The organism is Dermatophilaceae bacterium Sec6.4 (genome assembly GCA_039636865.1).
Taxonomy (GTDB): Bacteria; Actinomycetota; Actinomycetes; order Actinomycetales; family Dermatophilaceae; genus Allobranchiibius.
On sequence record CP144172.1, the window covers coordinates 3072828 to 3094831 of the forward strand.

Here is a 22004-nt window from a genome sequence, read left to right on the forward strand (position 1 = left end):
CCACGCGGTCGGTGCCACCCTGTCTGCGTGCCCATTGATCCCGGACAGCTGTCGCCCGCCACCCGCCTTGTCGGGCTCGGTCGCCCACCGCGTCGGCCCGGGGCATCGGTCAACCCCGCGCTGGAGCTGACCTCCACGTATGTCGCGGGCGGCGACGTGGTCTACGCCCGCACCGGGAACCCGACCTGGTCGGCCTTCGAGGAAGTCCTCGGATCTCTGGAGGGAGGTCAGGCGCTCGCCTTCGCCAGCGGAATGGCGGCCGTGTCCGCAAGCATGTCCCTCGTGCCGCACGGCAGCATCGTGGTCGCCCCGATCCACTCCTACAACGGCACCGGGTCACTGCTGGTCGAGGCCGCAGAGCAGGGCCGGTTCGAGGTGCGCCGGGTCGACGTATGCGCCACCGACGAGATACTGGCGGCAATGCGCGGAGCGCACCTCGTGTGGCTGGAGTCCCCCACCAACCCGATGCTCGAGGTCGCCGACCTACCGACGCTGCTGGCTGCGGCGCGTGACGCAGGCGCCATCAGCGTCGTTGACAACACGTTCGCGACTCCCCTGCTGCAGCAACCGATTGCAATGGGCGCGGACGTCGTCGTGCATTCGGCGACCAAATTCATCGCCGGGCACTCCGATGTGCTGCTCGGCGTCGCGGTCACCGACCGCGCAGATCTACACGGACACCTGTTGCGCCACCGCATCCTGCACGGCGCCATTCCCGGCCCGTTCGAAACATGGCTGGCCCTACGCGGCATCCGCACCCTGCAGGTGCGCCTGGACCGCTCCTGCGCTGGTGCGGCCGAGCTGGCATCCCGCCTGGTCGACCACCCGGCTGTATCGCGGGTTCGTTACCCGGGATTCGGCGGCATCGTCAGTATCGAGGTAACCGGTGGCCCCGCACACGCGACCCGCGTCGAGGAGTCGGTGCAGGTCTGGCTACCCGCGACGAGCCTCGGCGGTGTGGAGTCGCTCATCGAACGACGCCGACGCATCCCGACCGAGCCGACCACCGTGCCGCAGGAGCTGTTACGCCTGTCGGTCGGTATGGAGGACGTGAGCGACCTCTGGAGGGACCTGGACGCGGCCCTGCGCTCCTAGCTTCACGGCAATGTGGGCTGATTCTCAGGCCTTCTCGTCCTTGCGGGAGCGGGACATCAGGCTGGCCACGACCTCGCTCGGCGCACGCCCTTCGTGCACGACAGCGGCTACGTTCTCCACGATCGGCACATCCACGTCGACCGAGCGCGCCAGTTCCAGGATCGAGCGGCAGGACTTCACGCCCTCAGCGGTCTGCTTCGACTCGGCGATGACCTCCGCCAGGCTCCTGCCAAGGCCAAGCTGGAACCCAAAGGTGCGATTGCGCGACTTGGGCGAGGTGCAGGTCGCTACCAGGTCGCCTACCCCGGCGAGGCCGAGGAAGGTCGCCGGGTCTGCAGTCAACGCGCTGCCGAGCCGGGCACTCTCCGCGAGACCGCGAGTCAGCAGGCTGGCCATGGTGTTCTCCCCCATCCCCATACCGCTGGCCATGCCGACCGCCAACGCAACGACGTTCTTCGTGGCGCCGGCGATCTCGGTGCCGATGACGTCTTTGCCGAGGTAGGGGCGGAAATAGCGTGTCGCGCAGGCCTCCGCGACGCGCGCGCGCATCCGGGCACTGGAGGACGCCACCAGGGCGGCAGCCGGTTGGCGCTCGGCGATCTCCAGCGCGAGGTTGGGACCTGAAACCACCACCACCCGTTCCGGCTCTACCCCACCGGCATCGACGATCACCTCGCTCATCCGAGCCATCGTGCCCAGTTCAATGCCTTTCATCAACGACACCACCGCAGCGTCCGACGGGATCGCGGACCGCCATTGGGCGAGATTGTCGCGCAGACTCTGGGCAGGCACCGCGATCGCGACGATGTCGGCGCCTGCCATCGCTTCGGCAGCATCGGCGGTCACCGAGATCGAATTCGGCAGCAGCAGATGTGGCAGGTAGGCGGAGTTCGTTCGCGTGGCGATGATGTCCGCCACCACCTCGGGGCGACGCGCCCACATCGTGACCTCGTTGCCCGCGTCGGCGAGCACTGAGGCGAATGCCGTACCCCAACTACCGCTTCCCAGTACTGCGACCCGACTCATGAGTGACCACCTTTTCCGACGTCGCTACCGCGAGGATCGTAACGTTCTGCGGAAAACACCCACCTGTAACTACGCAGCCGCTGACGGCAGGGGTACGCCGCCTGACGAAGTCTGACACGATTCGGCCGTGACATCGGTGGGAAATTCAACATGGCGGGTCATCGTGCCGGTCAAAGAACGCGATCACGCGAAGACCCGGCTGAGGCCTCCGACCGGCGTCGACCGTTCTCAACTTGCGATGGCATTCGCGCTGGACACCCTGAGCGCGGTGTTCGATGTCGTCGCGGCGTCCGGTGTCTTCGTGGTCACCGATGACCAGGGCGTCGCTGGGTTCGTCGCCGACCGCGGCGGTAACACCGTGCGCGATCCAGGACGCGGTCTGAACCCCGCCATCGCTGCGGGACTGAACGCGGCGAGCGATGCAGACCTCATGTCGGACCAGCCATGCCATCCAAGCCGTCCGTGCCATCCAGGAGCCGTCCTGCTGGGCGATGTACCCTGCCTGACCCCCGCTGACCTCACGGCAGCACTGCGGGCCTGCGCAGTGGCCGAATCGTGCGTAGTCCCCGATGCGGACGGCACGGGCACCGTGCTGCTCACCCACCACGACCTGCGCCGTATCGTCCCGCGCTTCGGCGCAGGATCGGCAGCCCGGCACAGCCGTTGCGCTGCCACCCTCCCACTGGATCTGCCTCGGCTGCGCACCGACGTGGACAACGAAGCTGCGTTCGAGCAGGCCCGGGTATTGGGCGTCGGCCCGCACACAAGTGCCCTGCTCGGCGCCGCCACCTCGGTAAGCTGATCGGATGCAGGCGAGTGTGCACACCTTCGACTTCGACACTGCGCGTGGCTCGGTCATCACCGACAACGGGCGCGTCCTGCCCTTTGATGAATCTGTGTTCGTGGCGTCTCGGCTACGCCACCTCCGGGTGGGTCAGCGCGTCAGTATCGAGGTCGGAGCCGGAGACGTCACCCGCCTGTGGATCGTCGGAATAGGTGCTGCTCAGCACATTCGCTGAGCAGCATCCCCTCCGCAGTACTACTAGCTCGTCGCCGTGACTTTTTTCTGAGCTGCTTTCGCGGTAACGCGCTTCTTTGCAACACCGTTCTTGGCGACGGCCTTGGTGGCGCGCGTCGACACCGGTTTGCGCGTCGTGGACACGGCAGCGCGGGTAGCTGTACCTGCTGCGGCCCGACCTCCGGCGTTGCCGGTCTTCGGAATCGTGCCCACGTCGGCGACGCCCGCTTTGAAAGCGGCACCCGGCTTGAACTTCGCCACCGAGGTGCGCTTGATCTTCACCGTTTCGCCGGTGCGCGGGTTGCGACCGGTACGAGCCGCCCGGCTGACCTTCTCAAATGTTCCGAAACCGGTGATCCCCACTTTTCGGCCGGCCGCTACTTCGCGAATGATGATGTCGAATACCCCCTCGACGGCGTCGCTGGCCGTTTTCTTGCTCCCTAGACGCGTCTCCAGACTCGCAACGAGTTCAGCTTTATTCACGGCTGGCCTTCCTGATCCCCGCACTCGAACTGTTTCAGGCACGGCATGGCATTCGGGCGGAACCGCCCGACACACCACTGACCGTAAGGCCGCAGTGCCGGGCGATCAACCCTTAAGAGGCTCTTCGCACTTGAGGGTGGGGTCATAGGTTGAGGCCTCCGCCGATCAGGAGCATTCGCAGGCGGTAGTTATCGCGGTTGGGGATGCCGCGGGCGACACGGCGGTGCAGCTCGATGAGGCCGTTGACAGCCTCAGTGCCGCCGTTGCTGGCCCGGTTGGTGTCGAAGTAGGCCAGGAACGCTTCTTTCCACCGTTTCAGTGTCGTGCCGAGGCGTTTGATCTCGGGGATCGGGCACGTCGCGAAGCAGCCCAGAATCCGCTGAGCGGTAGCCCGCCCGGTGGGTAGGTCTTTGTTTTTGTACGCGTCACGGACGAGTTGACTGGCTTGCCAGGCTAGGTAGACCTCCTCGTGGCGTTCATCGGCGGCGATCGCCCGTTGCAGGCGTGCTCGTTGCCGGTCGGTCAGGCGTTCTTGCCCGCACCGCAGGATCGTTTGGATCCCGTACAACGGGTCACCCCTGCGGCCCCGGTGGCCGGTGGTTTCCTGCTGGACACGACGCCTGACTTCATCGACGGCCTGGGTTGCGAGCTTCACAATGTGGAACGGATCCACCACAGCGATCGCGTCGTCGAGGTGGTCATCGATCGCGTTCTTGTACCCGTGGAACGGGTCCAACGTGGCAACCTGGATACCGTCGCGGAACGCTTCGCCACGCGCGGTGAGCCACCCTGTGTACACGGCGCCGGACCGGCCAGGGACCAAGTCCAATAACCGGGCGTTGGTGTGCCCGTTGGCATTTCGGGTCAGGTCGACCATCCCTGTGAAGAACTTCGGTCCATGTTTGCGCTCGGACACGTGGTGCCACACATGCTCATCGACCCCGAGCATGGTGACCCCCGCGAAGCGGGTTTCATCATCGGCAGCGGCCTGTAACAGCGGGCGGATCGAGTCCCACACGGTGTGCCACGTGGTGCCCATTTGCCGAGCCAAGCCACTGATACTCGCGTGCTCACGCCGTAGCTGCCCAATCGCCCACCAACACGCCCGCTCAGTCAACAACGCCCGCGGAACAGCGACCCGTTCGTCTTGCTCGGTGAAGGAGCTGACCGGGCAGGACGGTTCGGGGCAGATCCAGCGGTGTTTGGACCAGATCACCGTGACCGGGGCACCAGCAGAAGGGGTATCGATCAACCGCACCGGCCGCCGGCCGTGACCGTGCGCGACAACACCGCACGAGGCGCAGCCCATCAACCCCGGCGGTGACTCCACCCTCACCGTTAGCGCACCACCAGGTCCACGCTCCACCCCGATCACCCGCAGCCCCGGCAGGCCGATCAGTAGGTCGCACCGGTCGCAGTAATCGTCCTCGTTCGGGCAGCACAACGTAGGGTCAGACATGTCGAGGTCCTTGACATCAGAAGAGGTAAGAGTCCTCTGATTTTCAGGGGCCTCGACCCCACACCACCCCACCACCGGCTACCGGCGTGTCGCCCTCACCCCACCCTCAAGTGCGAAGAGCCCCTTAAGACAGCTCAATATCGTCTACCGGCAACGGATTCGGGACATGCGAACCCGTTGCCGATGCGCCGAAGGAGCCTTGCAATCAACCTACGGCGGCGAAACATACTGTCTGTCAACATGCTTGCGACCTTTTGGCAGGTCAGAGTGTTGCCCGACAGCTGGTCAGGCTGACCGTACGACGGGCTCCACCACGGGTTTCCATGCCGGGCGGGCCTGTTCGAAATCGGCGACCAGCTGATCGTGTCGCAGGGTCAGACTGATGTCGTCGAGGCCCTCCAGCAGACGCCACCTCAGGTAGTCGTCGATCTCGAAGCTGAAGACATGCTCCCGGATAGAGACCGTCCGCTCGTGCAGGTCGACCGTGAGCTGCACCCCCGGCTCGGCGTCCAACAGCTTCCAGATCAGCTCGATGTCCTCTTGCTGAAGTTGCGCTGTCAGGAGCCCGGCCTTGCCCGAGTTGCCCCGGAAGATGTCCGCGAACCGCGACGACAGAACAACCCGGAAGCCGTAGTCCATCAATGCCCACACGGCGTGCTCACGAGAGGAACCGGTGCCGAAGTCCGGACCGGCGACCAGCACCGAGCCTTGCGCATACGACGGGTTGTTCAGGATGAAGGTCGGGTCTCCCCGCCAGGCTGAGAACAGGCCGTCTTCAAATCCGGTCCGGGTCACCCGTTTGAGATAAACCGCCGGAATGATCTGGTCGGTATCGACATTGCCACGTCGCAGCGGCACCCCGGTGCCGGTGTGCCGGATGAAGGCGTCCATCGGTTACGAGTCCTTCCTGTCAGACTGTTGTGAGATCGGACGGGCTGGACAATGTGCCACGTACTGCTGTTGCCGCCGCCACCAGCGGGCTGACCAGATGCGTGCGGCCACCCTTACCCTGACGACCTTCGAAGTTGCGGTTGGACGTCGATGCGGACCGCTCCCCGACGGCGAGCTGGTCGGGATTCATGCCCAGACACATCGAGCACCCTGCCAGTCGCCATTCGGCACCGGCCCGCATGAACACCTGGTCCAGGCCCTCGGACTCAGCCTGCAGTCGAACCCGCGCAGACCCCGGGACAACCAGCATTCGGACACCCGTCGCGACCTGTCGGCCATCAATGATCTGTGCTGCTGCGCGGAGATCTTCGATACGGCCGTTGGTGCACGAGCCGAGGAACACCGTCTGTACTGCAATCTCCCGAAGCGGGGTGCCCGGGACCAGGCCCATGTACTCGATGGCCCGTTCGGCGGCTGCGCGCTCACCCTCGTCCGGCATCTGCTCCGGGTCCGGCACTGTCCCGGAAAGGGGAAGCCCCTGACCGGGGTTGGTACCCCACGTCACGAAGGGAGCCAGGTCATCGGCGCACAGATCGACCACGGCGTCGAACGTCGCGTCGTCATCGGTCATCAGCCCACGCCACGAATCGAGCGCAGCGTCCCAGTCGTCGCCCTTCGGCGCGTAGTCGCGGCCCTTGAGATAGTCGAAGGTCACGTCGTCCGGCGCGATCATCCCGGCGCGGGCCCCAGCCTCGATCGACATATTGCAGATCGTCATGCGAGCCTCCATCGACAAGTCGCGGATCGCCGACCCGCGGTACTCGATGACGTAGCCCTGCCCACCACCGGTGCCGATCTTGGCGATCACCGCCAGGATCACATCTTTCGCGGTAACGCCGGGGCGCAAGGTCCCCTCGACATTGACAGCCATGGTGCGGAAGGGCTTCAGCGGCAAGGTCTGGGTAGCCAGCACATGCTCGACCTCGCTGGTGCCGATGCCGAACGCGAGCGCACCGAAAGCGCCGTGCGTCGAGGTGTGACTGTCACCGCAGACGATGGTCATACCGGGCTGCGTCAGACCGAGCTGCGGACCGATGATGTGCACGATGCCCTGCTCCGCGTCGCCCATCGGGAAGAGTCGCACGCCGAACTCTGCACAGTTGCGGCGCAATGTCTGCACCTGCGTGAGGCTGACCGGATCGAGGATAGGGCCCGGAGTCGTGGGGACGTTGTGGTCTTCGGTCGCCACGGTCAGGTCTGTTCGGCGGACCCCGCGCCCGGCGAGGCGTAACCCGTCGAATGCCTGCGGGCTGGTGACCTCGTGCAAGAGGTGCAGGTCGATGTAGAGCAGATCGGGTTCTCCGTCCGCGCTGCGGACGACATGCTGTAGCCATACCTTCTCGGCCAGGGTGCTTCCCACGGTTGGTTCTCCTCGCGCTGTGAGTGAGCAGCGTCTCGCCCCGATGTGCGCAATGGGCTTGCGTCTCGCTTGCTGAGACGACAGTATCAGCGCATGGACAATTCTAGCGGCGTCGGAGTCTTGGACAAGGCCGCGATCGTGCTCGCAGCACTAGAAGCAGGACCCTCGACCTTGGCCCAACTGGTCAGCCACACAGGATTGGCTCGACCGACCGCCCACCGGCTCGCTGTCGCTCTCGAGCACCACCGGTTGGTCTCGCGCGATCTGCAGGGCCGGTTCGTGCTCGGCCCCCGCCTGAACGAGCTGGCCTCTGCTGCCGGTGAGGACAGGCTCCTCGCGGCAGCTGGACCTGTGCTCGGCGCGCTGCGCGATCACACCAGCGAGAGCGCGCAGCTTTTCCGACGCCAGGGCGACCAGCGCATCTGCGTGGCAGCCGCAGACCGCCCCGCTGGGCTACGGGACTCGATCCCGGTCGGCTCGACGCTGACCATGCACGGCGGTTCCGCAGCGCAGGTACTCCTGGCATGGGAAGAGCCGGATCGTCTGCACCGTGGGTTGCAGAATGCCCAATTCACCGCAACCACTCTGTCTGCCGTGCGACGGCGCGGTTGGGCGCAGAGCGTGAGCGAGCGCGAGCAGGGGGTCGCCTCCGTCTCTGCTCCCGTGCGAAGCCCCTCCGGTCGGGTCATCGCGGCCGTGTCGATCTCCGGGCCCATCGACCGGGTCTCGCGACAACCAGGTCGGCTGCACGCGGGCACCGTGGTGGCGGGCGCCAACAAGCTCACCGAAGTGCTCGCCCGGGCACATGCGGCCGGACAGGGCGGCGCGCGACGCTCGGAACAGTCGGCCTGACCGCACCTACAGCCTGACCGCACATACAGAAGAGCGACCCCCGGACAAAGCCGGGAGTCGCTCTTCTGGCTACTTCACGTAGCCCCGACGGGATTCGAACCCGCGCTACCGCCTTGAGAGGGCGGCGTGCTAGGCCGCTACACAACGGGGCCGCTGGGGTACAAGGACTCGAACCTAGACTAACTGGACCAGAACCAGTCGTGCTGCCAATTACACCATACCCCATGGGGGTATCACCATCATGTCTCCCCAGTTGGCGGAGCAACGATCGTGAACCGAATGGAAACCTTACTGCCTACTGCAGATCGACCCAAATCGGCCACCGCTCAAAATGCGGCTCCCGCACTACGAAGGCAGCGCGTAGCTCAATTCGTAGTGGTGCGCTCCTGATTCGTCCTGGCTGATGGTGAAGGTTCCGGCGATGCCCGCCAGATCAGCCAGACCCGAACCGGGAACCACCTCGATCACCTGCCGGAAGCCACTCTCGTCCATGATCCCGAAGTGCTGCAACGCAAAGCCACCCTCGCTCTCACCGATCTGCGCACTGACCATCTCGATGACCACATATCCCGCCCCGCCTGTGACCGGGTCCCCCGCTCCCAGCATCTGCCCGCGCGAGGTACCCACCAGGTCGCCGGTGAATGTCTTGTCGAAGAGCCAACGACCGACCCCCGGGGTGTCGTCGCCCTCCGCCGCCGTCATCGCGATGTCGAACTGACCCGTCGCCGTGTGGCGTTGCGCGCTATCCATCCGGGCAGCATAGGACGTCTGCAGCCCGTCGACCATGGTCGAACGCTCAACTGGTCAGAGCGAGTCGCGCAGGCTCTGCAGCCGCGCCAGGACCGAGGCCTGGCCCAGGATCTGCATCGATTCGAACAATGGCGGCGAGATGCGTTGCCCCGACACTGCCGTCCGCAACGGACCGAAGGCCAGGCGCGGTTTCACACCGAGTCCATCCACGATCGCGGCCCGCAGATCCGCCTCGATCCGCTCGTGGTTCCAGTCGTTTCGCCCCAGTGTCTGCAGTGCATCGATCGCGGCGTCAAGGACCTGTGCCGCGCCGTCCTTCAACCCGGCCCGGGCCTCCTCGGCAATGGGTAGATCCGCGTCGGGGGTGTAGAACGGCAGGACCAGCGCGGTGGCCTCGGTCAGCAGGACGATCCGGGTCTGCACGAGCTCCGCAACCGCACGCAGGCGCGTCAGCTGCGGCTTGGTGGGGCTGCCGGACAGCACTCCGTCACGCTGTAGGAAGGGCAGCAGTCGTGCAGCGAACTCGTCCAGTTCCAATTCACGCACGTAGTGCCCATTGAGCCAGTTGAGCTTGTCGAGGTTGAAGACCGAGCCGGCCTTGTTGATCTTGTCCCAGGCAAACCCGTCGCTGAACTCATCGAACGTGAAGACCTCCCGCTCAGTACCGTCCGGTTCCAGAATCGGCGGGTACCCCTGCAGCGCGAGGAAATTCACCAGCGCCTCGGGGAGGTACCCCTCGTCGCGGAACCACGTGAGCTTGGCCCACGGGCTCTTACGCTTGGAAATCTTCGCCTTCTTCTCATCACGCAGCAGCGGCATATGAGCGAACGCGGGCGGCGTCATACCGAGCCAGGTGTAGAGCAAGAGGTGTTTGGGGGTGCTGGAGATCCACTCCTGGCCGCGCACCACATGGCTGATGCCCATCTCGTGGTCGTCGACGACGACAGCAAGGTGGTAGGTGGGGAACCCGTCGGCCTTGACGATGACCTGATCGTCGGGACGTGGCGCACTCGTCTGACCCATCACGAGGTCGTTCCACGACAGCTGTACGTCATCCGGGATGAACATCCGGACCACCGGCGTCTCGCTGTATCCCGGTAGCTCGGCACGCTCCTGTTGCGTCTTACCGTGACACATCCGGTCATAGCCGGTCGGCTGCTTGGTCTTCTGCTGCATCTCACGCATCGCGGTGAGCCGCTCGGGCGAGCACCAGCACAGATAAGCATGGCCGTCCGCGAGCAAACGGTCGGCATAAGGCCGATAGGTGTCCAGCCGCTCGGACTGCCGGTAGGGGGCGCACGGACCACCGACATCCGGGCCCTCGTCCCAAGTCAGCCCCAGCCAGCGAAGGGTGTCGTAGAGCTGCTGCTCGCTGTCCTCCTGGAAGCGCGCGCGATCAGTGTCCTCGACACGCAACACGAAGGTTCCACCCTGCTGGCGAGCGAAAGCCAGGTCGAACATCGCCATATAGGCGGTGCCGACATGCGGATCTCCGGTCGGCGACGGGGCAACGCGCAGGCGGACGGGAAGGTCAGTGGAGAGCTCAGCCATGATGACCATTGAGCTTAGTGGCGGCGCAGGACCGCCATCGCCGGGCGTGCTGTTACCGCACGGTCAACGTCTGAGCCAGGGATTCCTGCAGCCAGGTGAAGAACTCGTAGTAGGCGGCGAAGAGCGTCTGCAGATCGGTGTCGCGGTCGAACCCGACCCGCTCGTGCAGCTTCTCCGCATCCTCATCGGACTGGATATCAAGTCGATCGGCCAGGATCAACCGGACGTCGCCGATCCCGATCATCAGACTTTTCGCCTGTTCGTGGTCCAGGTCCACCTTCGAGCCCTTGTCGAATGACAGCACTGCGATCGCGACCTGCAGATGCGCTGCCTTCGCTCGACGGATGTTGTTCTCGGCGAGCTCGCGAAAATCCGTCGCGACGTCATCGTCGTCGCGACTTGCCCGGGGAAGCAACCTGCGCAGCGCGGGGTCGCGCTGCGCGATCTCCTGCTGCGACGCCGGACTGCGGCCCAACCCGTCGAGCAGATCGCGCAACGGATCGCCAGAGCTGGGCGCCTCGTCCAGCGCCAGCAGGTCACGTGCCTGAACCAGAAGACCGACGACGATCTCGCGCTCCTGGGCGTCCATCCGAGCCAGGTACCGCTCCCCCTTGCGCCGGAATGCCTGCGCCATCAATCGTCCTTGGCCAGGGTCGCCCACAGGCCATAGGTATGCATGGCTTCGGTGTCGGACTCCATTTTCTCGCGAGAACCCGAAGACACGACAGCGCGCCCCTCCTCGTGGACAGCCACCATGAGCTTCTCCGCCTTGGTCTCGGAGTAACCGAAGTGGGTACGAAAGACCCACGACACGTAGGACATCAGGTTCACCGGATCGTTCCAGACCACGGTGATCCACGGACGGTCGGCCTGTTGCATGGTGTCTGTGGCCAGACCACGATCAAGGCCCGGCAGGGCATGCTCAGGCGGCGCAACGGACATACCTCCAGGGTAGGCGACCAACTCACCTAGACTCGCCCGCGTGAACGGATCGCGGGCCCTGCTCACCGACCACTACGAGCTGACGATGGTGCAGGCCGCCCTGGCCAGCGGGGCAGCCCACCGACGCAGCGTGTTCGAAGTTTTTGCACGGCGACTGCCGGACGGACGTCGTTACGGCGTGCTGGCCGGTACCGGGCGACTTTTGGATGCACTGGTCGACTTCCGCTTCGGCGACGCCGAGCTGGCAGCCCTGAGTCAGCACGCAGTGGTCGATCGCGCGACCATCGACTGGCTCGCGGACTACCGCTTCGGCGGAACGATCACCGGATACGGCGAGGGGGAGGTCTACTTTCCCGGATCGCCGGTACTCGTGGTCGAGGCCTCCTTTGCCGAGGGAGTGCTCCTGGAGACTCTCGCCTTGTCGATTCTCAATCACGACAGCGCTATCGCGGCTGCGGCCTCCCGGATGACGGCGGCCTCAGACGGTCGTCCGTGCATTGAAATGGGGTCGCGGCGCACTCATGAGGAGGCCGCCGTCGCCGCGGCGCGCGCTGCCTACATTGCCGGATTCACAGCCACCTCGAATCTTGCAGCCGGGCAGCGGTACGGCGTGCCGACGACGGGCACAGCAGCACATGCATTCACGCTGCTGTACGACACGGAGCGAGCGGCATTCCAAGCGCAGGTCTCCAGTTTCGGTGCCGGGACCACACTGCTGGTCGACACGTACGACATCGCTGAAGGGGTCCGTACGGCTGTCGAGGTAGCCGGGCGCGAACTGGGGGCGGTCCGTATCGACTCCGGCGACCTGCTTGCCAACGCCAGGGCCGTCCGCGAGCAACTGGACAGGCTCGGGGCCCACGCGACCCGGATCGTCGTCACGTCCGATCTGGACGAATTTGCGATCTCGACGCTGGCGTCGGCCCCGGTCGACTCCTACGGTGTCGGCACCAGCCTGGTGACCGGCTCCGGAGCTGCGACCGCCGGAATGGTCTACAAGCTGGTCGCCCGCGAAGACGAACAGGGTGTCCTCCTCGGTGTCGCCAAAAAATCCAAGGACAAAGCATCGATCGCGGGACGTAAGTACGCGGTGCGTCGGCTGGGCGCCGACGGCCGCGCTGAGGCGGAGGTCATCGGTCTCGGCGCCCAACCGGCCCTACGCGGCCAGGACCGCGCTCTCATGGTCGAGATGGTCATCGACGGCGAACGAGTCAACCACGATGACGAACGGACCGCGCGTGCCCGACACCATTCCTCTCGCGCCCAACTACCGGCATCCGCGGCGCAGCTCTCCCGCGGTGAACCCGTGATCCCTACCGTCTACGAGCAGGTCCGATGACTGCTGCCATGCCGCGACGCGCCCTGATCGTCGTCGATGTCCAGAACGACTTCTGCGAAGGTGGATCGCTGGCTGTTCAGGGAGGCGCGCAGGTCGCTGCGCGGACCGCGACCTACATCAGCATGCACCGTGGCGACTATGCGGCCGTCGTCGCAACGGCCGACTGGCACATCGACCCGGGTACCCACTGGTCTGACACGCCTGATTTCCAGGTCAGTTGGCCAGTGCACTGCGAAGTCGGCACCCTCGGCGCTGACTTCCACCCAGCGTTGGCCGCCGCATTGCAGGGTGTCGATGCAATATTCCGCAAGGGTCGTTTCAATGCCGCCTACAGCGGGTTCGAAGGCGTCGACGACTCCGGAGCCGGCCTGGTCACCTGGTTACAGCAGCACGACATAACCGACGTGGATATCTGCGGACTGGCCACCGACTACTGTGTGCGGGCAACAGCCCTGGACGCCCGAAGGCAGGGCCTACAGACCACTGTGCTGACGGATCTTGTCGCCGGGGTGGCTCCCCTCAGCACCAGTGCAGCATTTGAGGACTTCGCGGCAGCGGGTGTGCGTACCCGCTGAAACTTCTACCGGGTGATGACCAGGGTCGACTTGGAATGACCGAGCAGGTCTCGGGCGACCTGCCCCAGCCGCAGGCCGTCGAACCCACCGGAACCCCGCGCACCCACCACCATCAGATCGGTTGACCCGGAGTGTTCGGCCAGCACCCGTGACGGGTTGCCCCGCATGATCTCGACGCTGACCTGAACGTCGGCATGCGATGCGCGCTGTGTCTCGATCCACCGTCGCACCCGCTGTTCGCAACTGGCGGCATAGTCCGCCCATTCCGATTTGCGCAGATGCGGATCCTGGGAGTCACGCGGCTGCCACGCGTGCACCACGACCAGTGCGCTGCCCGTGCGTTGCGCCTCGTCGAAAGCCCACCCGAGCGGGCTCGGAACATCCTCAGCCATGTGCAGCCCCACGGTGATCCGCTGGTGAGCCGGTTTCGCAGAACCGCCTCTCACCACGACGACAGGTGCCGCTGAGTGACTGGCGACCTGGGCTGCTGTCTGCCCGATGGCGGAGAAGCCGAGGTGCGAGTCGCCCTGAGCGCCGAGCACGACCAGATCTGCTGCTGCACTCGCCCGCACCAGAAGCTTGGCGGGGTAGTCCTCCGACTGGACGGTTTCGACCTGCACCCGTGAGTCGACTGCGTGAATATGTGCGGCTACCCGGTCCAACATGCGCTTGTTGCTGAGCCGGATGGACTCCGACTCTGCGCCCATCCCGAAGGCGAATCCCGGTCGATCCGGACTGAATCCATGCAATACCCGCAACTTCGAGCCTCGCGCAGCGGCAGCCCGCGTCGCCCAGTCCACCGCTGCTGTCAAGGCACCGGTGGAGTCGACCCCCACGATGATCTGCGACGTGCTTTCGCGTTCAGACTCTGTGATCTGCACGATGACCTCCAAGGATGCCTCGTCGACGCGCGACCCTGCACGTCGATCGTGGGCCGGACGATGCCCAATTGCGTAGATACGAGCATAGATCGTGTCGCGACCGAGATTCGGACCGCCGCGGCCGCATTTTCCCGACCGCAATAACGTTGGCTGTATGACGGTCGCGGTGAAACAGGAATCGCTTTTCGCGGGTCTCTTCGATGATGCGTCGGCATTGCTCGGCGCGACTCTGCAGCAGGCTCTGGAAGGGCGCGCCGCTCGGCTCGGCACGCCCGATGCCTCCTATGTCGGATCGATGTTGCTACCACCATCCGTGGTGCGAGAGGCCCTCAGCGAGAAGGGCTCGTTACGCATCACGATCGTCGCCGGTCTGCACGACGACATCACGCAGGTGCTGAATCTTGCGGAGACGGTCAGTGCCCATCGCCGTCACGAACTCGTCGGGTTGCACGTACCTCATTCGGCGAGCTGGCGAGAGGCCCTAAATCTTCTTGTGCCGGTGGTCGTTCGGTTGCCCGTCGGCGGAGCCGGCCTGGGGATGTTGGACGAACTCGTCGGAAGCGGGCCGATGATCCGCGCGGGTATCCGCAGCAGTGGACCGAACGCAGCAGACAACGAGGAACTGGCGGCGTTCGTCGTGGGCTGCGCGCAACGCTCGATCGCCTTTCAACTGGCGGGTGGTCTGGGTGGGTGTGTCACCGGAGAGGCCGGGCGCAGCGGACCGGGCATCCTCAATATGTTGCTCGCCACAAAGCTGGCCCTGCGGGACCGCAGCGTCGAAGATGTGACCGCGGTGCTACGGCAGCCTGAGCCGGAGCTTGTGCTGTCCCACGTTCGCGCCATTACCGAGGACAAGGTGCTGCAGATCCGACGCATCTTCCGATCTGTCAGTTACCGGGACGTGCGCACTGCGGTAGGCGATCTCGCAGCCCACTCGCTGATCTCCACAGCCGGTCAGCGCGTCTGACTACCTCGGGTCCGCACCACGCAGGTTTGCGCTGCGAGGTCGTGGATGGCTCTCCGCCCCGCATCGCGAAGCGGCCAGAGGTAATTCACGAATCCGAAAAGGAACGCGAGTGCGCCCAGCGCAGCGACTGGCGCCAACACCACGTTGGCGCATTTCACCAGAAAACGGACAGCTGCGGAACGCAGACTCGGACAACCCGCCGACTCTGCCGGCCGGACGCGCGTTCCGGCGACGATCTTTCCGAGGGTCTGACCGCGCCACGCTGTCATGCCGATCTCATAAACGCCGTAAACCCCGATATTGGCGACCACGATCTGCCACGGCAGTGTCGCCACGTTCTGCGGAATCGAGGGCATCGGCCCGGAGAAACCCCAGTCCGACAGGAAGTTCTGGTAGCGCCGGGCCCACTCCAGCGTCCATGGCAGCGCCACGAGTGCAGCCACCATCGAGGTCAGCAGGTAGTCGATCACCAACCCGCCGGCACGCTGCCACCAGCCGGCCAGTCTGCTGCCGTCGGCCGTCGTCGCAGTCTTCGAGCCCGCTCCAGCGGGTTGCCCCGCCTGCCACTGATTATTGTTCCCAGCGGGCCCGCGGCCGGTTCTCACGCCGTCGTGGGAAGGGTCCGACACGTGCGGTGCCGCCAGTTCGGACTTGTCCAGCCCCGGTTTGATCTTCGGTATCTGCTGGGGCGACCACACGATCCCGTCCCAGTAGCGAAGCTGATCGGGGTCCTGTGGATCCACGTACCAACCGGACGGACGCTGCGTCATGGCCAGATTCTCTCATCGTCGCGAAGTTGCTCAGCGCCGACCGACGAACCACCGTCGCAGCGTGTCGATCCGAGCACCCACCTGATCGTTGGAAGCGCGATCGAGCGCCGGACCACCGCACACCCGCCGCAGCTCGGTATGCAACTGGGCGTGCGGCTCACCGGACTTGCGCGCGTACGCCGCTACCAGCGAGTTCAGTTCCTTGCGCCGAGCAGCCAGCGCCCGGTGCTCGGCTACCGGCGCGCCGGTGGCACGGGGCGCTGAGTCCACCTGCTTCTGCTGCCGTTCACGCAGGAGTTGGGTGACCTGCTCCGGCTCGAGCAAACCCGGTAGGCCGAGGTATTCCTGCTCATCGGCGCTCCCGGTCGCGGAGTTCAACCCGAACTGCTGGGCGTCGAACAGCACGTGGTCGAACTGGGCATCGGATTCGAGCGCCTCGAACGACCCCTGTTCCCCCGTGATCGACTCCGTTGCGTTGGCCGCTGCCAGCAGATCCTCCTCCGGCGCCCACAGGGCTTCCTCCTCCGATGAGCGCGGCCGATCCAGCGCGTGGTCCCGATCGATCTCCATCGCGGCTGCGTGCGTCAGCACAGGCGCCACGCTGGGCAGGAAGATACTCGCTGTCTCACCGCGCCGCCGAGCTCGAACGAATCGTCCGACGGCCTGTGCGAAGTAGAGCGGGGTGGCGGCTGAGGTCGCGTAGACACCAACACACATCCGTGGCACGTCGACACCCTCGGACACCATTCGCACGGCGACCATCCAGCGCTGACCGCCCTCTGCGAACTTCTCGATTCTGCTGGAGGCACCTGCGTCGTCGGACAGCACGACGACCGGGTCCTCGCCACTGATCTGCCCCAGCACTTTCGCGTACGCCCGGGCATTGGCCTGGTCGGAGGCGATCACCAGTCCACCGGCATCGGGCACGTGCCGACGCACCTGCGTCAGCCGGGTGTTCGCTGCCTGCAGGACCGAGGGGATCCAGTCACCGCTCGGGTCCAGAGCCGTCCGCCAGGCAGCTGCCGTCAGGTCTTTGGTCAACGGTTCCCCGAGCCGTGCGGCGATCTCGTCTCCGGCCCGGGTGCGCCAGCGCATCGCCCCGCCGTAGGCCATGAAGATCACGGGGCGCACGACACCGTCCCGCAGCGCCTGTGCGTAACCGTAGGAGTAGTCGCTCGAAGATCGGCGGATACCGTCTGCGCCGGCGTCATACCGCACGAACGGGATCGGACTGGTGTCGGAACGAAACGGCGTGCCGGTCAGCGAAACACGGCGGACAGCCGGTTCGAACGCCTCCCGGATCGCATCACCCCACGACTTGTTGTCGCCCCCATGGTGGATCTCGTCAAGAATCACGAGAGTGCGGTGCGCCTGGGTGCGAGCGCGATGCAACGCCGGCTTGCTGGCCACCCCTGCATAGGTGACCGCGATTCCGTGGTAGCTGCTCGCATGCTCCTGTTGAGCGTTGGTGAAGCGTGGGTCGATCTGAATGCCGACACGTCCGGCGGCATCGGCCCACTGGGTCTTCAGATGCTCGGTGGGCGCCACGATGGTCAGATGGGTCACTATGCCGCGGTCGAGCAGCTCGGTGGCCAACCGCAGCGCGTAGGTGGTCTTGCCTGCGCCAGGCGTAGCAACAGCTAGGAAATCTCGGCGTTCTTCGGCGAAATAAATGTCGAGTGCTGCGGCCTGCCAGGCGCGCAACTTCTGCGCGGTTCCCCAGGCGGCGCGTTCCGGAAAGGCCGGTGAAAGGTGCGACGCGGCTGAGGTACTCATAGGTCTGCAACCCTAACCAGCCGCTCTGACACCTCCCACCCGACTCTCGTCAGCTCGGTGAAAAGTCAGTCGTCGCGCGACTCCTGCTGGGAGTGCTCGGCGTTTTCGCCGTCCACCGGACCCCAACCGCTGTGACTTCGTCCGCTCGTATCGGCAGAGCCACCGCCCTGGCTGTGCGACCCGTCGGCATTCATTCCCTGCGGATGACCGCGATCGACCTGGCCGGCCTCGTGACCGCCGGTGTCGGTAGGCGCATACCCGGAGTGAAAACCGTCTTTCTGGGAGGATTTGCCTCCGCCCTCGCTCTGCTCGCCCGACGCAGCCATCCCACCCGGCTCGTCGTTACGTCCGTCTGCGGGCTGGACGTGGTCACGTTCGTCGTGGCTGGGCGTGTCTGTGGGTTCGGTCATCAAGATCCTCCGGAGCATCGGCGGGCCCAGGGGGAGCCCACCACTGCTTGTACCGTCGCCCCTGGCTGCTCGGCTGTCAATGAGCGGACCGTCAGTTACTGCCGTCCCCACCGTCCTGTGGCGCACGAAGGCCGTCATAGATTTCCTTGCACGTCGGACATACCGGGAATTTCTGCGGATCCCGACCGGGTGTCCAGACCTTTCCGCACAGCGCCGTGACGGGGTCTCCCGACATTGCGCTCTCCAGGATCTTCTCCTTGCGAACGTAGTGCGAGAACCGCTCGTGGTCGCCGGGCTCCTGCTCTTGAGCGCGGACGTCCTCGCGCTCGAGTACCGAGGTGGAGGTGCGGGGGCCGCTCGGCTGTTCCTGGGGACTCGGCGGCACATCGGGGCTGTCAAGGGGCGGCGTCATGGTGCCATCTTAGATTCCGGCGCCATCGGCCGGCCACTGGTTGCTGCTTTGTCGCCGCTGGCTCAGTTGAGCGAGGGGTCGGGTGGGTAGGAGGACAGGAACCGCAACATCCCACGCTGCCGCTGCAGGACCGAGGACCAGAGCTGGGTGGGTTCGAGGGTGAACGCATCGTCGGCCTCGGCCTCGACGACGAACCAGGAACCGCCATCGATCTCGCCCTCCAGCTGGCCGGCACCCCAACCCGCGTACCCGGCGAAGATGCGAATCCCCGCGACCTCGGGCACCACCACCAGCGGTGGCGCGTCGAGATCGACCAGGCCGACAGCACCGAACAGCCTCTTGATGCCGACGGACTCGCTGATTCCGGGCATCCGGACCAGGCCGAGGGCAGTGTCCAACGAGACCGGCCCACCCTGGAACACCTGCGCCGGGGCATTCACATGTTCCTGCCAGCCGGGCAGCACCGAGTCGACTTCTGCCGACAACGGATGGTTCAGGACGAGCCCGTGGGCCCCTTCGTCGTCATGATGAAGCACAAGGACGACGCTGCGTTCGAAAACGTCAGCGTCATCCTCATCGCCGCTCTCTGCGGCGGATGTGCGCCCGCTCGGGGCAGCGACCAAAAGCCGACCGGTCAGATCGTCCATGAGGTCATTCTGCCCCGTGCGCAGCTGCTATCTCTCAATCGCGCGGGCGGCCACGGTTTGCTCCATCGAATCGGCGGGCCGATCCGGACGGTCCGCCGCGGTAGTTACCGGGTCGGCCACCTCGACGAGCACCGCCACCGCCGCTACCACCACGGCCCTGTTCGCGCTTGGGCGTGAGGATGCGGTGCAGATCCTGGTCTGAGATCGGCCGGTCCTCGGGCGTGCGACCGCCCGCTGCACGAATGACCTCATCGCCCGGCCGGGCGCGCTGCAGGCCACCCTCGACACCGGCCTGCTCGAGCAACCGCGTCACGGCCTTGCGCTGATGCGGCAGGGCCAGGGTCACCACAGTGCCGGCCTCTCCCGCACGGGCCGTGCGACCTGCGCGGTGCAGGTAGTCCTTGTGGTCTGCGGGCGGATCGACCTGCAACACCACGCCGACATCATCGACGTGGATCCCACGTGCTGCGACGTCTGTGGCGACCAGCACGGGGATACGGCCGTCTTTGAAGGCGCTGAGCACCTTGTTGCGTTGTCCCTGGTTGAGACCACCATGCAGTGCCGCCGCCAGAACGCCCTGCTCGCGTAGTTCGCTCGCGATGCGGTCGGCTCCCAGCTTGGTCCGGGAGAAGATCACGGTGCGGCCCTCACGGTTGGCGACCTCCGCCGTGACGATCTTCTTGTCGCGCGGCTCGATCAGCAGCGCGTGGTGCGCCATCGTCGAAATGCTGACAGTGCCGTCGTCGGTGGAGTGGGTGACGGGATCGATGAGGTAGCGCTTCACCACTGTGTCGATACCGCGGTCCAGCGTCGCGGAGAAGAGCAGTCGTTGTCCGCCGGCGGGCACCGTGTCCAGAATGGTGGTGATGTCCTCCAGGAAGCCCATCTCCGCCATGTGATCGGCCTCGTCCAGGATCGCGATCTCCACGCGGGACAGATCAGCAGCGCCACGGTTGATCAGGTCCATCAACCGGCCGGGGGTCGCGATCAGCAGGTCGACACCGCGGGCCAGGGCCTGCAGCTGGGGCTCGTACGGCATACCGCCGGCCACCAACTTGTGGTGCAGGCCGATGGCGTGCACCAACGGCTGCAAGGCATCGCTGACCTGCATCGCAAGCTCGCGGGTCGGCACCAGCACCACTGCACGCGGACACTGCGGGCGGGCCTTACCGCCCTGGGCCAGCCGGGTCAACGTGGGCAGCCCGAAGGCAAGCGTCTTACCCGAGCCGGTGCGACCGCGGCCGAGCACATCCCGACCGGCGAGAGCGTCGGGAATCGTGGCGGCCTGAATCGGGAACGGCGAGGTGATGCCGTCGCGGGCCAGTCGCCGCACCAGGACATCCGGCAGCAGCAGATCGGCGAAACCGTTGCTGTCATCGGTGGTCTCGCTGCTGGCACTGTCGTCAGACATAGGAGTCCCTATCGCGGCAACACCCTGATCGACGCGTGCGTTGTCAGCACCGTCCTGATCTGCCACGGCATCGACCACAGGCTGCTCAACCTGCGTCTCGTCCCGCGGTGTCTCCACTCGCGATCCCCGGTCGGAATCACGGGACGTGTCCTGGCGCGGGTAGGTGCGGTCGGTGTTACTGCTGTTGTTGTAAACGGGGCGGTCCTCACGGTTGTTGTAGGAGCGACGCTCGCCACCGCGGTCATCGCGGGCCGGACGGTCGTCACGGTTGTAGGACGGGCGCGAATCGCGGTTGTCCTTGTTGTAGGACGGGCGACTGTCGCGGTTGTCCTTGTTGTAGGACGGGCGACTGTCGCGGTTGTCCCGGTTGTAGGACGGGCGACTGTCGCGGTTGTCCTTGTTGTAGGACGGGCGACTGTCGCGGTTGTCCCGGTTGTAGGCAGGACGGTCATCACGGTTGTAGGACGGGCGACTGTCGCGGTTGTCCCGGTTGTAGGACGGGCGACTGTCGCGGTTGTCCCGGTTGTAGGACGGACGGTCGTCACGGTTGTACGACGGGCGCGAATCGCGGTTGTCCTTGTTGTAGGACGGGCGACTGTCGCGGTTGTCCCGGTTGTAGGACGGGCGACTGTCGCGGTTGTCCCGGTTGTAGGACGGACGGTCGTCACGGTTGTACGACGGGCGCGAATCGCGGTTGTCCTTGCTGTAGGACGGGCGACTGTCGCGGTTGTCCCTGTTGTAGGCGGGGCGGTCCTCACGGTTGAACGACGGGCGGCTGTCGCGGTTGTCCCTGTTGTAGGCGGGGCGGTCCTCACGGTTACCGGAGGAACGACGCTCCCCACCGCGATCATCACGGGAGTCCCGGCTGAACGACGGGCGGCTGTCCCGGTTGTACGAAGGGCGGGAATCGCGGTTGTTGTAGCTGCGAACGCCGCCTGGTCCGCCCTGGCCGCCTTGCCGACGATCAGACGTGCGGGGCGCATCGGAGCCGCGGCTGCTCGGACCGTCGGAGCGGCGAGCAGGAGCGCGCTGCGCTTCCTGCTTCTGGGCCCTGCTCCAGCGCGGCTTCTTGTCGTCAGGCTTCTTGGGTGGGGTCATGGTGTTGCCTCTCAGATATGGGCGCGCACAAAACCCCAAAGGGAAACGACAGCGACAGGTCTCGATGGACCCGTGCTGACGAAAACGAGGTACGCATAGCGCCGTCGAAGATCTCGGCGCCCATACATGAGGAGCCGGTCCGCTGCTGATTGCAGGAGTAGGTGGACCGGTCAAAGAAGAGAACGCAAGATCGCGTGAATACAACTTGAGAGTAGCGGCAGTCAGGCCTAC

General features: G+C 65.5%; 23 protein-coding genes and 2 tRNA genes. 7 read left to right on the plus strand and 18 right to left on the minus strand.

Annotation, left to right across the window (positions count from 1 at the left end; translation table 11 throughout):
• Positions 1 to 33 precede the first annotated feature (33 nt).
• A complete protein-coding gene (locus tag V3G39_14670; GenBank protein XAS78253.1) occupies positions 34 to 1095 on the plus strand; it encodes a PLP-dependent aspartate aminotransferase family protein in 1062 nt (353 codons plus the stop codon).
• A gap of 24 nt (positions 1096 to 1119) precedes the next feature.
• Here V3G39_14670 and V3G39_14675 read toward each other — a convergent pair whose 3' ends face one another.
• On the minus strand, positions 1120 to 2121 hold the full coding sequence (locus V3G39_14675; GenBank protein ID XAS75881.1) for an NAD(P)H-dependent glycerol-3-phosphate dehydrogenase: 1002 nt from the start codon (positions 2119 to 2121) through the stop codon (positions 1120 to 1122).
• A 127-nt stretch (positions 2122 to 2248) separates the two neighbouring features.
• Here V3G39_14675 and cofC point away from each other — a divergent pair, with 127 nt between their 5' ends.
• Complete coding sequence (gene cofC / locus V3G39_14680) at positions 2249 to 2923, plus strand: 2-phospho-L-lactate guanylyltransferase (protein ID XAS75882.1); 675 nt, start codon at positions 2249 to 2251, stop codon at positions 2921 to 2923.
• A gap of 4 nt (positions 2924 to 2927) precedes the next feature.
• The gene (locus V3G39_14685; protein ID XAS75883.1) at positions 2928 to 3140 is read left to right on the plus strand and encodes a hypothetical protein; all 213 of its coding nucleotides are present in this window, start codon (positions 2928 to 2930) and stop codon (positions 3138 to 3140) included.
• Positions 3141 to 3163: 23 nt separating this feature from the next.
• On the opposite strand, the gene V3G39_14690 is transcribed toward V3G39_14685, so the two are convergent.
• The 4 genes from V3G39_14690 to leuC all read right to left on the minus strand — a co-directional run bounded on the left by V3G39_14690 (position 3164) and on the right by leuC (position 7392).
• On the minus strand, positions 3164 to 3622 hold the full coding sequence (locus tag V3G39_14690; GenBank protein ID XAS75884.1) for an HU family DNA-binding protein: 459 nt from the start codon (positions 3620 to 3622) through the stop codon (positions 3164 to 3166).
• A gap of 142 nt (positions 3623 to 3764) precedes the next feature.
• A complete protein-coding gene (locus V3G39_14695) occupies positions 3765 to 5081 on the minus strand; it encodes an ISL3 family transposase (GenBank protein XAS75885.1) in 1317 nt (438 codons plus the stop codon).
• 285 nt (positions 5082 to 5366) lie between these two features.
• The gene (gene leuD, locus V3G39_14700; protein ID XAS75886.1) at positions 5367 to 5972 is read right to left on the minus strand and encodes a 3-isopropylmalate dehydratase small subunit; all 606 of its coding nucleotides are present in this window, start codon (positions 5970 to 5972) and stop codon (positions 5367 to 5369) included.
• 19 nt (positions 5973 to 5991) lie between these two features.
• Positions 5992 to 7392: a 3-isopropylmalate dehydratase large subunit gene (leuC, locus tag V3G39_14705; protein XAS75887.1), complete on the minus strand. Its 1401-nt coding sequence runs from the start codon at positions 7390 to 7392 to the stop codon at positions 5992 to 5994.
• Between the two features lie 93 nt (positions 7393 to 7485).
• Between leuC and V3G39_14710 the strand changes: the two genes are divergently transcribed.
• Entirely contained in the window at positions 7486 to 8244 is a 759-nt protein-coding gene (locus V3G39_14710; GenBank protein ID XAS75888.1) for an IclR family transcriptional regulator, read from the plus strand.
• 79 nt (positions 8245 to 8323) lie between these two features.
• Here V3G39_14710 and V3G39_14715 read toward each other — a convergent pair.
• From V3G39_14715 to clpS, 6 genes are all read right to left on the minus strand, one after another.
• Positions 8324 to 8396 (minus strand) — tRNA-Glu (locus V3G39_14715).
• A 1-nt stretch (position 8397) separates the two neighbouring features.
• A tRNA-Gln gene (locus tag V3G39_14720) sits at positions 8398 to 8469 on the minus strand.
• 120 nt (positions 8470 to 8589) lie between these two features.
• Complete coding sequence (locus tag V3G39_14725; protein XAS75889.1) at positions 8590 to 8994, minus strand: DUF3224 domain-containing protein; 405 nt, start codon at positions 8992 to 8994, stop codon at positions 8590 to 8592.
• Positions 8995 to 9048: 54 nt separating this feature from the next.
• Positions 9049 to 10545 (minus strand): glutamate--tRNA ligase, encoded by a 1497-nt coding sequence (gltX, locus tag V3G39_14730; GenBank protein ID XAS75890.1) that lies wholly within the window; start codon positions 10543 to 10545, stop codon positions 9049 to 9051.
• A 52-nt stretch (positions 10546 to 10597) separates the two neighbouring features.
• Positions 10598 to 11179 carry a DUF2017 family protein gene (locus V3G39_14735; protein ID XAS75891.1) on the minus strand — a complete coding sequence of 194 codons (582 nt, stop codon included), beginning with the start codon at positions 11177 to 11179 and terminating at the stop codon, positions 10598 to 10600.
• On the minus strand, positions 11179 to 11424 hold the full coding sequence (clpS, locus tag V3G39_14740) for an ATP-dependent Clp protease adapter ClpS (GenBank protein XAS78254.1): 246 nt from the start codon (positions 11422 to 11424) through the stop codon (positions 11179 to 11181). Before clpS ends, V3G39_14735 begins: the two co-directional genes overlap by 1 nt.
• Positions 11425 to 11527: 103 nt before the next feature.
• On the opposite strand from clpS, the gene V3G39_14745 reads away from it, so the two are divergent.
• The gene (locus V3G39_14745) at positions 11528 to 12826 is read left to right on the plus strand and encodes a nicotinate phosphoribosyltransferase (protein ID XAS75892.1); all 1299 of its coding nucleotides are present in this window, start codon (positions 11528 to 11530) and stop codon (positions 12824 to 12826) included.
• A complete protein-coding gene (locus V3G39_14750; GenBank protein ID XAS75893.1) occupies positions 12823 to 13401 on the plus strand; it encodes an isochorismatase family protein in 579 nt (192 codons plus the stop codon). The genes V3G39_14745 and V3G39_14750 overlap by 4 nt, the downstream gene beginning before the upstream one ends.
• 5 nt (positions 13402 to 13406) lie before the next feature.
• Here the strand turns inward: V3G39_14750 and V3G39_14755 are convergent, their stop codons facing one another.
• Complete coding sequence (locus V3G39_14755) at positions 13407 to 14282, minus strand: universal stress protein (protein XAS75894.1); 876 nt, start codon at positions 14280 to 14282, stop codon at positions 13407 to 13409.
• Between the two features lie 154 nt (positions 14283 to 14436).
• Here V3G39_14755 and V3G39_14760 point away from each other — a divergent pair, with 154 nt between their 5' ends.
• The gene (locus V3G39_14760) at positions 14437 to 15249 is read left to right on the plus strand and encodes a hypothetical protein (protein XAS75895.1); all 813 of its coding nucleotides are present in this window, start codon (positions 14437 to 14439) and stop codon (positions 15247 to 15249) included.
• Here V3G39_14760 and V3G39_14765 read toward each other — a convergent pair.
• The 6 genes from V3G39_14765 to V3G39_14790 form a co-directional block, all read right to left on the minus strand.
• A complete protein-coding gene (locus tag V3G39_14765; protein ID XAS75896.1) occupies positions 15237 to 16019 on the minus strand; it encodes an RDD family protein in 783 nt (260 codons plus the stop codon). The two genes, V3G39_14760 and V3G39_14765, sit on opposite strands and share 13 nt — an antisense overlap.
• A gap of 30 nt (positions 16020 to 16049) precedes the next feature.
• Positions 16050 to 17795 (minus strand): DEAD/DEAH box helicase, encoded by a 1746-nt coding sequence (locus V3G39_14770; protein ID XAS75897.1) that lies wholly within the window; start codon positions 17793 to 17795, stop codon positions 16050 to 16052.
• Between the two features lie 65 nt (positions 17796 to 17860).
• Positions 17861 to 18205: a hypothetical protein gene (locus V3G39_14775; protein ID XAS75898.1), complete on the minus strand. Its 345-nt coding sequence runs from the start codon at positions 18203 to 18205 to the stop codon at positions 17861 to 17863.
• Positions 18206 to 18296: 91 nt separating this feature from the next.
• Positions 18297 to 18617 (minus strand): DUF3039 domain-containing protein, encoded by a 321-nt coding sequence (locus V3G39_14780; GenBank protein ID XAS75899.1) that lies wholly within the window; start codon positions 18615 to 18617, stop codon positions 18297 to 18299.
• Between the two features lie 62 nt (positions 18618 to 18679).
• A complete protein-coding gene (locus V3G39_14785; GenBank protein ID XAS75900.1) occupies positions 18680 to 19264 on the minus strand; it encodes a YqgE/AlgH family protein in 585 nt (194 codons plus the stop codon).
• Positions 19265 to 19298: 34 nt separating this feature from the next.
• Positions 19299 to 21773, minus strand: coding sequence for a DEAD/DEAH box helicase (locus V3G39_14790; protein XAS75901.1), 2475 nt, complete (start codon positions 21771 to 21773; stop codon positions 19299 to 19301).
• Between the last annotated feature and the right edge of the window lie 231 nt (positions 21774 to 22004).